Origin of the sequence: Ornithinicoccus halotolerans (assembly GCF_009602535.1) — a bacterium.
GTDB classification, from domain to species: domain Bacteria; phylum Actinomycetota; class Actinomycetes; order Actinomycetales; family Dermatophilaceae; genus Ornithinicoccus; species Ornithinicoccus halotolerans.
In genome coordinates this window covers 1-13154 of sequence record NZ_WIQI01000079.1, presented here as the reverse complement: position 1 = coordinate 13154, position 13154 = coordinate 1, and the positions used below count along the sequence as shown (strand labels likewise).

General features: G+C 74.5%; 12 protein-coding genes and 1 pseudogene. 2 read left to right on the top strand and 11 right to left on the bottom strand.

Annotated elements, in window-relative coordinates:
- Window positions 1–199: 199 nt before the first annotated feature.
- The 8 genes and pseudogenes from GFJ45_RS12195 to GFJ45_RS12165 form a co-directional block, all read right to left on the bottom strand.
- Window positions 200–733: pseudogene (locus GFJ45_RS12195) on the bottom strand (P1 family peptidase); the annotation flags it as partial.
- The gene (locus GFJ45_RS12190; RefSeq protein WP_153397592.1) at window positions 730–1944 is read right to left on the bottom strand and encodes a M20 family metallopeptidase; all 1215 of its coding nucleotides are present in this window, start codon (window positions 1942–1944) and stop codon (window positions 730–732) included. The gene GFJ45_RS12190 and the pseudogene GFJ45_RS12195, both read right to left, overlap by 4 nt.
- Window positions 1937–2827: an ATP-binding cassette domain-containing protein gene (locus tag GFJ45_RS12185; protein ID WP_153397590.1), complete on the bottom strand. Its 891-nt coding sequence runs from the start codon at window positions 2825–2827 to the stop codon at window positions 1937–1939. The genes GFJ45_RS12190 and GFJ45_RS12185 overlap by 8 nt, the downstream gene beginning before the upstream one ends.
- The gene (locus GFJ45_RS16810; protein WP_228386943.1) at window positions 2824–3261 is read right to left on the bottom strand and encodes an oligopeptide/dipeptide ABC transporter ATP-binding protein; all 438 of its coding nucleotides are present in this window, start codon (window positions 3259–3261) and stop codon (window positions 2824–2826) included. The genes GFJ45_RS12185 and GFJ45_RS16810 overlap by 4 nt, the downstream gene beginning before the upstream one ends.
- Entirely contained in the window at window positions 3201–3923 is a 723-nt protein-coding gene (locus GFJ45_RS16805) for an ATP-binding cassette domain-containing protein (protein ID WP_228386941.1), read from the bottom strand. Before GFJ45_RS16805 ends, GFJ45_RS16810 begins: the two co-directional genes overlap by 61 nt.
- Window positions 3920–4741 (bottom strand): ABC transporter permease, encoded by an 822-nt coding sequence (locus GFJ45_RS12175; protein WP_153397588.1) that lies wholly within the window; start codon window positions 4739–4741, stop codon window positions 3920–3922. The genes GFJ45_RS16805 and GFJ45_RS12175 overlap by 4 nt, the downstream gene beginning before the upstream one ends.
- Entirely contained in the window at window positions 4738–5688 is a 951-nt protein-coding gene (locus GFJ45_RS12170; protein WP_153397586.1) for an ABC transporter permease, read from the bottom strand. Before GFJ45_RS12170 ends, GFJ45_RS12175 begins: the two co-directional genes overlap by 4 nt.
- Before the next feature lie 30 nt (window positions 5689–5718).
- On the bottom strand, window positions 5719–7272 hold the full coding sequence (locus GFJ45_RS12165; RefSeq protein WP_153397584.1) for an ABC transporter substrate-binding protein: 1554 nt from the start codon (window positions 7270–7272) through the stop codon (window positions 5719–5721).
- Between the two features lie 131 nt (window positions 7273–7403).
- Here GFJ45_RS12165 and GFJ45_RS12160 point away from each other — a divergent pair, with 131 nt between their 5' ends.
- Both GFJ45_RS12160 and GFJ45_RS12155 read left to right on the top strand, forming a co-directional pair.
- Complete coding sequence (locus GFJ45_RS12160; RefSeq protein WP_153397582.1) at window positions 7404–8441, top strand: glycerate kinase family protein; 1038 nt, start codon at window positions 7404–7406, stop codon at window positions 8439–8441.
- 114 nt (window positions 8442–8555) lie between these two features.
- Entirely contained in the window at window positions 8556–10439 is a 1884-nt protein-coding gene (locus GFJ45_RS12155; protein ID WP_153397580.1) for an acyl-CoA dehydrogenase, read from the top strand.
- A gap of 6 nt (window positions 10440–10445) precedes the next feature.
- On the opposite strand, the gene GFJ45_RS12150 is transcribed toward GFJ45_RS12155, so the two are convergent.
- From GFJ45_RS12150 to GFJ45_RS12140, 3 genes are all read right to left on the bottom strand, one after another.
- On the bottom strand, window positions 10446–10682 hold the full coding sequence (locus GFJ45_RS12150) for a DUF6458 family protein (protein WP_153397578.1): 237 nt from the start codon (window positions 10680–10682) through the stop codon (window positions 10446–10448).
- A 78-nt stretch (window positions 10683–10760) separates the two neighbouring features.
- Window positions 10761–11570: a carbon-nitrogen family hydrolase gene (locus GFJ45_RS12145; protein WP_153397576.1), complete on the bottom strand. Its 810-nt coding sequence runs from the start codon at window positions 11568–11570 to the stop codon at window positions 10761–10763.
- Window positions 11567–13154, bottom strand: a 1588-nt coding sequence (locus tag GFJ45_RS12140; protein ID WP_153397574.1) for a bifunctional copper resistance protein CopD/cytochrome c oxidase assembly protein, incomplete at its 5' end; no start/stop codon positions are given. The genes GFJ45_RS12140 and GFJ45_RS12145, both read right to left, overlap by 4 nt.

Sequence of the window (13154 nt, the reverse complement as noted above, 5' to 3'; positions counted from 1 at the left end):
TGCACCTTGAGGTTCTTGAAGCGGTCCCACACCTGCTCCAGCCGCTCGATCTGCTGCTCGGCCCGGCGGCGGATGGCAGCCGCAGGTCCTCCTCCAGCAGCAGCGGCGCGCCCCAGAGCCGGCCGGTCCCGGGGTCGACGGCCGACCCGACCGCGTTGACCGCGACGAGCGCTGCCACCGTCCCGCCGCCGGGGAGCCGCTGGCTGGCCGAGCCGATCCCGCCCTTGAGGCCGCCGACCTGGGCGCCGGTGCCGGCACCGACCACTCCGAGGGCGGGCGGGGCCGTGGTCGCCCCGGCCATCGCGGCCTCGCCGAACGCCGCGTCGGGGGTGGCGGTGAACTCACCACCGCGTCCCAGGTCGAACAGCACCGCCGCCGGCACGATCGGCACGACCTGCCCGGGCTCGCCGCAGGGGAACCCCGCGCCGGTGGCCGCGCACGCCCGCATCACGCCGTCGGCGGCGGCCAGCCCGTAGGCGCTGCCGCCGCTGAGCAGCACGGCGTGCACCCGGTCGACGAGGTTGCGGGGGTCGAGCAGGTCGGTCTCGCGGGTGCCCGGCCCCCCGCCGCGCACGTCGACGCCCGCGACGGCCCCACCCTCGGGCGGGACCACGACGGTGGACCCGGTGAGCCAGCCGTCACCGGCCCGCTGGTGCTGGCCGACCCGGATCCCCGGGACGTCGACGAGGGAGTTGCTGGCCCCGGGCCGCGGCGCCGCCTCGCCGGCCGTCACGCCCGGGTCCCCTCTCCGGTGAGGAACCGGCGCGCGGTCTCGGCGTAGACCCGGGCGCAGCGGAGGAGGTCGGCGACCTCGACGACCTCGTCGGCCTGGTGGGCGATCCACTTGCCTCCCGGCCCGTAGACCACCGTGGCCATCCCGGCGTCCCGGGTCAGGATGGTCCCGTCGGTCGCGCCGGGCACGCCGCCGTAGCGGGCGGGCTCCCCGGTGACCTGCTCGTGCGCGGCCGCGAGCGCGGCCACCATCGGGTGGTCGACGGGGGTGGCGACCGGGGGCCGGTCGTCGACGACGGTGACCTCGGCCGCTACCCCGTCCTCGGCGCCGGCCTCCCGGGCGAGCACGGTGATCCGCTCCACCAGCGCGCCGTGGTCGACGCCGGGCACGGTACGCAGGTCCAGGCACACGGTCGTGCTGGCCGGGATGACGTTGATCTGGTCGGTGTCGCCGCCGAGCACGACGGTGGGCGTCAGGTACACCCGACCCAGGTGCTCGTGCTCCCCGTGCTCGGCCAGCAGCCGCTCCTGCAGGGTGCCGACCGCGGTGACGAACCGGGCCGCGACCGGCAGCGGGTTGCGCGCGTGCTGCGGCATCGCCCCGTGGGCCATCGCGCCGGTGAACGCGATCGACAGCCGTACCGCACCCTTGGACACCGCGCAGATCTCGCCCTCCTCCGGCTCGCAGCAGATCGCGCCGTCCACCTGCGCCGCCAGCGGGGTCGCGGCGAAGTGCTTGGCGCCGAGCATCAGCCCCTCCTCGTCGACCAGGGCCGCGACGACCAGCCGGCCCGGGAACGGCCCGGCCTGCTGCAGCGCGCGGGCCGCGTGCAGCATCGCCGCCACGCCCCCCTTCATGTCCGCGCTGCCCCGCCCGCGCAGCAGCCCGTCCACAAGGTCCCCGGCGTAGGGGTCGAAGCTCCACGTCGCCGCGTCGCCCTCGGTGACCACGTCGGTGTGGCCCTCCAGCATCAGCGTCGGCCCGGGCCCGCCGCCGCCCTCGAGGACGGCCACCACGTTGGGCCGGCCCGGGGCCACCTCGGTGACCTGCGGGTCCCACCCCCAGCCGCGCATGGTCTCGGCGACCAGCGCGGCGGCGGGCGCCTCGCTGCTGCCGCCGCCGGGGTCGTTGACCGAGCGGATCCGCACCAGCGCGGAGGTGAGCGCGACGACGCCCTCCTCGTCGATGACCAGCGGTGGCAGCTCACTCATCAGGCTGGCTCCGTTCCATGTCGGGTGGGTGGCTGCCGAGCGCGTCCGCCAGGTGGGGCACGGAGGCCAGCAGCTCTCGGGTGTAGGGATGCTGGGGGTCGCGGTACAGCTGCTCGGTCGGGGCGACCTCGACCAGCTCGCCCTGGCGCATCACCGCGACCCGGTCGCACACGTGGCGCACGACCGACAGGTCGTGGGAGACCAGCACCAGCGTCAGCCCGTAGCCGTCGACGACCTCGTCGACCAGGTTGAGCACCTGGGCGCGGACCGAGACGTCCAGCGCGCTGACCGGCTCGTCGCCGACGAGCACGTGCGGGCGCGGTGCGAGCGCCCGGGCGATCGAGATCCGCTGCCGCTGGCCGCCGGAGAACTGGTGGGGGTAGCGATCGGCCGCCTCCGCCGGGAGCCCGACCCGCTCCAGCAGCTCGGTGACGCGGGCGCGGCGCTCGGCGCGGCTGCCGATCCGTTGCGCGACCAGCGGCTCGGCCACGATCTGGCCCACCCGCATCCGCGGGTCGAGGGAGCCCATCGGGTCCTGGAACACCAGCTGCAGCTCACGCCGCAGCCAGCGCAGCCGGCGGGCCGGCTGGTCGTGCACGGGGCGGCCCTGCACGTACACCTCCCCCGAGGTCGGGGTGTCCAGCCCACACAGCAGCCGCAGCAGGGTGGTCTTGCCGGACCCCGACTCGCCGACGATGCCGACCCGCTCCCCGGCGGCGATGTCCAGGCTGACCCCCCGGACGGCGTGCACCACCGCGGGATCGTGCCGCAGCGAGGTGCGGGGCCGGCGGAACTCCCGGTGCACGTCGCGCAGGCTGACCGCCGCCGCGGCCGGCGTCCCCGCCGGCACCGTGGCGGCGCGAGGGCTGGCCGGCCCGGTCACCGGCCGGCCTCGGCGTCGGGGGCTGGCGAGGACCGTTCGCGCGGCACCAGGTCCGGGTCCCCGACCGGGTGGACGCAGGCGTGACCGTGGCCGGGGTGGCCGGTCCACACCCACGGCGGGAGCTCCTCGCAGGCGGGGTCGGCGTAGCGGCAGCGGGTGCGGAAGACGCAGCCGTCGGGGAACGAGCCCGCCGGGGGCACCGACCCGGGGATGGTGGGCAGCGGCCGGCGCCCGGCGGCGGGGTCGCGACCGGTCTCGGGGTCGTCGTAGCGGTCCAGGTCGCTGGCCGCCAGCAGGCCCTGCGTGTAGCGGTGCTGCGGGTGGCGGAACACCTCTCCGACGGGGCCGGCCTCGACCACCCGGCCGCCGTACATCACCAGCACCCGCTCGCACACCGAGGCCACGACGGCCAGGTCGTGGGTGATGAACAGCATCGCCGCACCCGCTGGGTGACTCCGTGCACGATCAGGTCGAGCACGCGTGCCTGCACGGTGACGTCCAGGGCGGTGGTGGGCTCGTCGCAGATGAGCAGCGCAGGGTCGTTGGCCAGCGCGATGGCGGTCACCACCCGCTGCCGCTGCCCACCGGAGAGCTGGTGCGGGTAGGCGCGGGCGACCGCGCCTGGCTCGGGGAGGCCGACCTGGTCCAGCAGCGCGACCGCGCGCTGCTGGGCCGCCCGGCCGCGGGCGGTGCCGTGGACCTGCAGCACCTCGGCGACCTGCCGGCCGACCCGCATCGTGGGGTTGAGCGCGCTCATCGGCTCCTGGAACACCATGGCGATCTCTCGGCCACGCAGCCGGGCGAGCGACCGCTCGCCGGCACGGAGCAGGTTGCCGTCGTGCCCGGCCAGCCGCACGTCACCGCCCGCGCGCACCTCGTCGCCGAGCAGCCCCATGACGGCGAGCGCGGTGAGGCTCTTGCCGGAGCCGGACTCCCCGATCAGGCCGACCCGCTCGCCGCGGCCGACGGTGAACGAGACGTCCTGCAGCAGCGGGACCTCGCCGGCAGCGACCGACATGTCAGCCACGCGCAGCACCGCGTCCCCGGCCGCGCTCGGGGCGCTGTCACCGGTCGTGGGGCGGGCCGGCGTCGTCACCGGCCCTCCAGCCTCGGGTCGAGCCAGTCCCGCAGCCCGTCACCGAGCAGGTTGAAGCCCAGCACGGCGGCGGCGATCGCCCCGCCCGGGATGAGCGCCAGGTGGGTGGCCGAGGCGAGCGTGGACTGCGCCTCGTAGAGCATCCGTCCCCAGGAGGCCTGCCCGGCGGGGGTCCCCAGTCCCAGGTAGGCCAGCGCGGCCTCGGCGAGGATGGCGATCGCGAACGAAACCGAGGCCTGCACGATGACCAGGCCGGTGACGTTGGGCAGCACGTGCCGGACGGCGATGGCCGGCCTGCCGCGGCCCGCGGCCCGGGCGGCGGTGACGTAGTCGGTGCGCAGCACCCCGAGGGTGCCGCTGCGGGTGATCCGGGCGAACGAGGGCACCGTCGCGATACCGATGGCCACCATCGCCACCCGCGTGCTGCCGCCGTAGAGCGCGGCGAACATGATGGCCAGCAGCAGCGCCGGGAACGCCAGCAGGATGTCGGTGCCGCGCATCAGCAGCGTGCCGACCCAGCCCGGCCCCATCGCTGCCAGGATGCCGAGGGGGACGCCGACCAGCGCCGCCACCCCGACGGCGATGACGCCGACGAGCAGGGTGGTGCGGGCACCGACGACGATCTGGGTGAAGACGTCGCGGCGCAGCCGGTCGGTGCCCAGCCAGTGCTCGGCGTTGGGGGTCTGGTAGGCCTCGACCGACAGCACCCGCATCGGCTGGTAGGGCGTCCAGACGTAGGACAGCAGCGCCAGCCCGACGACCAGCAGCACCAGCGCCCCGCCGATGACGAGGGAGGGGTTGATCCGGCGGCGGCTCATCGCGCCCCCGTCCGCAGCCGGGGGTCGATGAGGAGGTAGAGGGCGTCGACCACGAAGTTGATGACCAGCACCGCGACCACGAGCACCATGACCACGGCCTGCACCGTCAGCAGCTCCCGCTGCGCGACCGAGTCCAGCAGCAGCGACCCGATGCCGGGCACGACGAACACCCGCTCCACCACCACGGCACCGACCAGGAGCGTCGCCAGCTGCAGCCCCATGACGGTGACGACCGGCACCGCGGCGTTGCGCAGGCCGTGCCGGACCAGCGCCGGCATCGGCCGCAGCCCCTTGGCGCGGGCGGTGCGCAGGTAGTCCTCCCGCAGCACGTCCAGCACCGCGCTGCGCACGTAGCGGGACAGCACCGCCCCCTGCACCAGCGCCAGCGAGACCGCGGGCATCACCAGCCGCCGCAGGAACTCCACCGGGTCCTGGACGGGCGGCACCCAGCCCCCGGACGGCAGCCATCCCAACTGCACCGAGAACACCGCGATCAGCAGGATCGCGGCCAGGAACGCGGGGACCGCCACCCCCACCTGCGACAGCGCCGAGGCCAGCACGCCGTCCACGTGCCGGTGCCGCACCGCCATCCAGATGCCGAACGGGACCGCGGCCGCGACGGCCAGGACCATGGCCGCCGCGACCAGCCAGGCGGTGACCTGCAGCCGGTCGGCGATCTGCGGGCCGATCGCCGCCCGCGAGATGAACTCCACGCCCGGGTCCAGGGTGAGCAGGCCGGCCACCCAGTCCAGGTACTGCTCGACCAGCGGCCGGTCCAGCCCGAACTCGGCCCGCATCCGGGCGACCGACTCCTCCGAGGCGTTCACCCCGAGCGCGACCCGGGCCGGGTCACCGGGCAGCACCCGCATGAAGGCGAACACCGCCACCGAGCTCACGGCCAGGCTGGCCAGGAGCACGGCGAGGCGGTGCAACAGCCGGAGCGCCACTGGGTCAGGCCCGAATCAGCAACGCGGGCCTCACTCGGCCGCGAGCTGGGACAGGTCGAAGGACTCGGTGATGGCGTTCTCCGGCAGCCCGGTGATCCCCGGCTTGGCCACGATCAGGTTGGGCAGCAGGAACAGGAAGTCCGCGGCAGCGTCCTCGGAGATCAGCCGGGCCGCCTGCTTCATCTTGGCCACCTGCTCCTCCTCGGTGCCGGAGTCGGCCTCGTCCAGCAGGGTGGTCAGCTCCGCGGTGCCGTAGCGGGTGTAGTAGTCCGGGTTGCCGAACACGGCCGGCAGGTCCCGCGGCTCCACGTGCGCCACGATGGACATGTCGTAGTCGGCGTTGGTGAACACCACCTCCAGCCACTGCGAGGGGAACTCCAGCTCGTCCAGCCGCACGTCCAGCCCGACGTCCTCCAGCATCGACTCCACGACCGGCCCGCAGGCCTGGGCGTAGGGCAGCGTGGGGATCCGCAGCCGCACCGTCTCGCCGGCGGCGCCGGCATCCTGCAGCAGCTGCCGGGCGCGGTCAGGGTCGAACTCGTAGTCGCCGGTGCGGTCCTCGTACCAGGGGTCGGTCGGCGGGACCATGCTGCCGATGAGGGTGCCGCGCCCGGCCCAGCAGGTGTCCAGCAGCGCCTGGTGGTCGATGGCGTGCCGGACGGCCTGGCGGACGCTGCGGTCGGTGAACGGGCCGGACTCGTTGTTGAACGACAGCACCACCTCACCGTTGGTGGTGCCCTCGATGATCTGGTAGTCGCCGCCCTCGAACTGCTCGATCGACTCGGGGGCCTGCACGGTGCCGATGACGTCGATGCCGTCGGAGAGCAGCGCGTTGTTCAGCGCCGTCGGGTCCTGGAAGTAGCGCAGCGTCACGGTGTCGAAGTGCGGCTCCTCGCCCCAGTAGTCGGGGTTGCGCTCCAGGGTGATGGAGCTGCCGCGCTGCCAGGAGGAGAACGCGTACGGGCCGGTCCCGATCGGGTCCTCCGCCAGGTCGGACACGCCGTTCTGGTCGAACATCGCCCCGATGCGGGTGGTCATCGCGTACAGCCACGAGTTGCTGGGGCGGGACAGCCGCACCTGCACCTCGTGGTCACCGGTGGCCTCGACCGACTCGACGACGTCCATCTGGCTCTTCAGGCTGACCGTCCAGTCCTCGGACTGCACCCGCTCGATCGAGAACACCACGTCCTCGGCGGTGAACGGCTCCCCGTTGCTGAAGACCGCGTCCTCGACGAGCGTGAAGGTGTAGGTGCGGCGGTCCTCGCTGACCTCCCAGTCCGAGGCCAGCGCCCCGACCATGTCACCGTCCTGGTCGATCTTCACCAGCGTCTCGTACACGTTGTACAGCAGCGCCTGCGGGATCGCGGCCCCGTCGGTGGTGGTGAAGTCCAGGCTGGCCGGCTCGGCCACCAGCCCGATGGTCACCTCGTCCGTCTGCGGCCCGGCGGTGCCGGTCGCACCGCCGTCCCCGCCGCCGCTGCCGGCGTTGCAGGCAGCCAGCCCGAGGCTGCCGGCCAGGGCGAGCGCCAGCGCGCGCGCCCGCGGGCTGCGCGGTCGGGTGCCAGAGGTGGGACGGTGCGCCATGGTGTGCCTCTCTGCAGCGGCCGGTCGCGTGCTGACCCCCTGACCAGGCGTCGTGCGGGGTCAGCCCCGATCATGTCGCATGACGCGGCAGCCGCGACAGCAGCCCCGCCGGTGCCGGTACGGTCAGGCCCATGGACACGACCCACCGCCGTGTGCTGGCGGCCCCCGACAAGTTCCGCGGCACCCTGACCGCTCCTGAGGTGGTGACCGCGGTGGCGGCCGCGGCCGACCGCGCCGGGTGGCAGGTGACCGGCCAGCCCATGGCCGACGGCGGCGAGGGGATCCTCGACGCGTTCGGGGGCGCCAACCGCCGCAGCCGCGTCACCGGACCCGCGGGCCGGCCGGTCGAGGCGGCCTGGCGGCTGGACGAGGAGAGCGGGCTGGCGGTCGTGGAGAGCGCGGCGGCCTCCGGCCTGGCCATCGCCGGAGGCCGAGAGCGCAACGACCCCATGACCGCGACCTCGGCGGGCACCGGGGAGCTCATCGCCGAGGCGGTGCTGGCCGAGGCCCGCCGGGTCGTGGTCGGCCTGGGCGGGTCGGCGATGACCGACGGCGGGCTGGGCACCGTGGAGGCCGTCCTGGAGCGGCTCGACGGGGCGCGACCGGCCGACCGGGGGGTGGAGCTGCTGGCCGCCTGCGACGTGCAGACGGTGTTCACCGACGCCGCGCGCGTCTTCGGCCCGCAGAAGGGAGCCGGTCCCGCGCAGATCGAGGAGCTCACCCGCCGGCTGGAGGCGCTGCAGCGCGACTACCGGCAGCGGTTCGGGACCGACCTGGCCGGGCTGGCGGGCGGCGGGGCGGCCGGCGGGCTCGGCGGTGGCCTGCTGGTGCTGGGCGGCAGCCTGGTGCCGGGGCTGGACCTGGTCGCCGACCAGGTCGGCCTGGAGGACCAGCTGGCGCAGGCGGACCTGGTCGTGACCGGGGAGGGCGCCCTCGACGCCGAGAGCTTCCACGGCAAGGTGGTCGGCGGCGTGGTGGCCCGGGCCCGGGCGCGGCAGCTGCCGGTGCTGGTGCTCGCCGGGACGGTGCTGCCGGACGCCCCGGCGAGCGAGCTGGCCCAGCTGGCCGTCGTCGACCTGACGGCCACCTTCGGGGAGCGTTCCTCCTGGGAGCGCACCGCGGCCTGCGTCGAGCAGGCCGTCGCCGACCACCTGGCCGCGCTGGCCTGACCGGGGCTGGCGGCAGGTCTGGCTCGGTACAGCCGGTATCGGATACTGTCGGTATCGGGCACCGGTGCGCGCGAGCGGCACCGGCTGGTCGCTGGCAGCCGACGAGGGGATGCGATGAGGCACTACCGCAGCAACGTGCGCGACCTGGAGTTCACCCTGTTCGAGGTGCTCGACCGGGGGAAGGTGCTGGGCCAGGAGCCGTTCGGTGACCTGGACGAGGGGACCGCTCGCGACGTGCTGCGGCAGGTGGCCAGGCTGGCCGAGGAGCAGCTCGCGCCCAGCCTGCTGGAGTCCGACCGCACCCCGCCGGTGCTCGACCCGGCCACCGGGCAGGTGAGCATGCCGGAGTCGTTCGTCGGCTCCTACCGGGCCTGGGTGGACGCGGAGTGGTGGCGGCTGGAGCTGTCCGCCGAGCTGGGTGGCGCCGCGGCACCGCCCTCTCTCGGGTGGGCGGTGTCCGAGCTGGCCCTCGGCGCCAACCCGGCGGTGAAGATGTACGCCGCCGGGTTCACCTTCGCCGAGGTCCTCTACCAGCTCGGCACGGCGGAGCAGCAGCGGCTGGCCGAGCTCATGGTGGAGCACCGCTGGGGCGCGACCATGGTGCTGACCGAGCCCGACGCGGGCTCCGACGTGGGCGCCGGGCGCACCCGTGCGCGGGACGCCGGTGACGGCAGCTGGTGGCTGACCGGCGTTAAGCGCTTCATCACCTCCGGGACGGCGCCGTTCTACGACAACGTGGTGCACTTCGTGCTGGCCCGGCCGGAGGGGGCCGGCCCGGGGACGAAGGGGCTCTCGCTGTTCCTGGTCCCGCAGCGGCACGTCGACCTGGCGACCGGGGAGCTCGGGGAGCGCAACGGCGTCGATGTCACCGGCATCGAGCACAAGATGGGGCTGAAGGTCTCCACCACCTGTGAGCTCCACTTCGGCGAGGACCCGGCGCGGCCCGCCGTCGGCTACCTGGTCGGCGGCGTCCACGACGGCATCGCGCAGATGTTCCGCATCATCGAGTACGCCCGGATGCTGGTGGGCACCAAGGCGATCGCGACCCTGTCGACCGGGTACCTGAACGCCCTGGACTACGCCCGGCAGCGGGTGCAGGGCGGTGACCTGGCCCGGACCGGCGACCGGCACGCCCCGCGCGTCACCATCACCCACCATCCGGACGTGCGCCGCTCGCTGATGCTGCAGAAGTCCTACGCCGAGGGGCTGCGGGCGCTGATGCTCTACACCGCCTGCCAGCAGGACACCGTCCGGGCGGCGCAGCTGGCCACCGGGCGGGAGGAGGTCGAGCCCGGCAGCGAGGCCGACGCCGCCCGCCGCCTCAACGACCTGCTGCTGCCGGTGGTCAAGGGCTGCGGCTCCGAGCGCGCCTGGGCGCTGCTGGGCACCGAGTCGCTGCAGACCCTCGGCGGCTCCGGGTTCCTGCAGGACCACCCGCTGGAGCAGTACGTCCGCGACGCCAAGATCGACTCCCTCTACGAGGGGACCACCGCCATCCAGGCGCTGGACCTGTTCTTCCGCAAGATCGTCCGCGACCGCGGCGTGGCGCTGGGCCAGCTCGCCAGTGAGATCACCGTGACCCTCCGCCGCGCCCCGGACGACGACCCGCTGGCCACGGAGCGCGCTCGGGTGGGCCAGGCGCTGCAGGACGTGCAGGCGATGGTGGAGCACCTGCTGGGACGGGCCCGGGCGTGGCAGACCGGCGGGCCGGAGGACCCCGAGGCCGCCGGGGCCGTCTACGAGGTGGGGCTGCACACCACCCGATTGCTGCTGGCGGTCGGTGACCTGGTGGTGGGCTGGCTGCTGCTGCGCAGCGCGGAGGTGGCGGCGGCCGCGCTGGCGCAGGACCCGGGTGGCTCCGACGCGGACTTCTACCGGGGCAAGCTGGCCGCGGCCCGGTTCTTCACGCGGGAGGTGCTGCCGCGGCTGTCGGCGGACCGGGCGACCGTGCTCGACTCCGACAGCGAGCTGCTGGCGCTGCCGGAGTCGGCCTTCTAGGACGGCTCAGTCGACGCGGCGGTCCCGCCGGTCCACGTCGTCGTGGCGGTCCACCACCTCGCGGTGGGTGGTGTTGGCCCGCTGCTGGTTCAGCACCATCCCGAGGATGATCGACAGCACGCCGCCGCCCATCAGGATGTAGCCGATGATGTTGATGTTGAAGATGTCGAACTGCTCGGGGCTGAGCCCGAACGCCAGGATGGCCCCGATGACGATCAGTCCGATACCGAGTCCGAGTCCCATGGCACCTTCCTTCCCGCCGCGCCAGGTCGGCGTGGCTTCCAGCTCCCGACCCTAGTCGCGGCCGCCCCGGCCCGCCCGTCAGAGCCGGCGGTCTGCCAGCACCGGGAACGACTCACGCAGCTGCTCCACCTGGGCGGGGTCGATCTGCACGGAGAGCACCTCCTCGCCGTCGCCGGCCTCGGCCAGCACCTCGCCGGTCGGCGCGATGACCGCGCTGTGGCCGCCCATCTGGTGCCCGGCGTGGGTGCCGGCGGTGTTGCCGGCGACGACGAACGCCTGGTTCTCGATCGCGCGCGCCCGGGCCAGCAGCCGCCACGCCTCGACCCGCGCCATCGGCCAGGCCGCGGGGACGAGGAACAGCTGGGCGCCCCGGTCCACCTGGGCCCGGTAGAGCTCGGGGAAGCGCAGGTCGTAGCAGGTGGACAGGCCGACCGGCACCGCAGCCGCGCTCCCCGTCGCGGGCAGCTCGGCGACGACCACCTCCTCGCCGGCCTCGAGCAGCCGCGGCTCCCCGCTGCCGAAGCCGAACCGGTGCACCTTGCGGTACCGCGCCACCCGCTCCCCACGCCGGTCCAGCAGCACCGAGGTGTTCCACATCCCGTGCCCGTCCGGACCGGTCTCGTCCCCTGGCCGCTCGATGATCGACCCCGCGTGGACGACGGCACCGATCTCCCGGGCCGCATCGGCGACGGCGGCCACGACCGGGCCGTCCACCGGCTGGGCGCGCTCGGGCCAGGCCCGGTAGTCGAAGCCGCCGGCGCTCCACAGCTCCGGCAGCAGCACCAGGTCGTGCCCCGCCTGGGCGCGGACCAGGTCGGCCGCCCGCGCGGTGCGGTCGGCGACGCTCTCCTCGTCGCCGTAGGCCAGCTGGATCACTGCGATCCTCATCGTTCCTCCTCGGAGTCGGAGCGGTCGGCGGGCTCCACCCGGCCGCCGGGATCACCGGTGGCGGACTGGCGGCCCTGGGCCAGCCGCTGCAGGTGGGCGTTGTAGGCGGCCAGCTCGGCGTCGTCGTCGCGCTCGGCCCGGCGATCGTAGCGGCGGGCCTCCCGGGTGTCGGTGCGCAGCCAGTCGAGGGTCACCAGCAGCGCCAGCACCATCGTCGGCAGCTCCCCGACCCCCCAGGCGATGCTGCCGGCCAGCTGCTGGTCGGCCAGCAGGTCCGGCACCCACGGGACGGCGATGGTCTTGAAGTAGCCGGGGGCCAGCAGCCAGGTGCCCTGCATCATCGCCAGCCCGAAGAAGGCGTGCGCGGCGATCGTGCCCAGCAGCACGCACAGCCGCAGCGGGGCCGGCCAGCGCGGCGGCCCGGGGTCGCGGCCGACGAGCGACCACACGAAGGCGTACCCGGTCAGGCTGAAGTGGACGACCATCACCACGTGGCCCAGGTGGCTCGCCAGGGCCCACCCGAACAGGTCGGTCCAGTAGAAGGCCACCAGGCTGGCGAAGAACACCAGCCCGGCGACGACCGGGTTGCCGATGACCCGCGCCCAGCGGGAGTGCACCACCGCCAGCAGCAGCTCCCGCGGGCCCAGCGTGCGGTCCCGGCGCCGCGGCAGCGCCCGCAGCGCGAGCGTCACCGGCATGGCGGGCACCAGCAGCAGCGGCACGATCATCATCAGCGTCATGTGCTGCACCATGTGCATCGAGAACGTGGTCCGCCCGTAGATGCCCGGCGCGCCGTTGGTGACGTAGCCGAACACCGCCCAGCCCAGGACCCAGCACACGGTCCGCCCGACCGGCCACCGGTCGCCCCGCTGCCGGAGCCGGTGCTGCCAGACCAGGTACGTCGCGACCGCGACCACCGCCAGCGGCCCGAACAGCCACTCGACCTCCCACTGGGTGAGCAGCCGGCTCGGCTGGAACGGCGGCGGGGTGCGGTAGCCGGTCAGGTCGAACATCGGGTCGTCGCCGACGGTGCTCTCCAGCGCCGGCGGCGGGGTCCGGGAGAGCGCCACCGCGAGCCCGACCGTGGCCGCCATCACCGCCACCTCGGTGAGCGCGAGCCGCGCGAACCCCCACCGCCGCGCGAGCCCGTCCGCCAGCAGCTGGCGCCGGTGCCACCAGCCGAAGCCGCCCAGCACGACCAGGGCGGCGACCTTGGCCCACAGCACCCACCAGTAGCCGCTGGTGAGGTCGCCCAGGTCGTCGGCCTGCAGCACGGCGACGACCACTCCGGAGAGGGCCACCAGCACGTAGCAGCCCAGCGCGACCGTCGAGTAGCGGCTCACCGTGACCGGCAGCGCCCGGCCGAGGACGGGCCGCAGCACCAGCAGCGCCAGCAGCCCACCCACCCACAGCGTGACGCCCACCAGGTGCAGGAACATGCCGGTCATCGCCTGGTGGTGGCCCTCGGTCCCGCTGGCGTGCCCGGCGAAGCCCAGCGGCGCCAGCGCGACCAGGGCGGCGACCTTGGCCCACAGCACCCACCAGTAGCCGCTGGTGAGGTCGCCCAGGTCGTCGGCCTGCAGC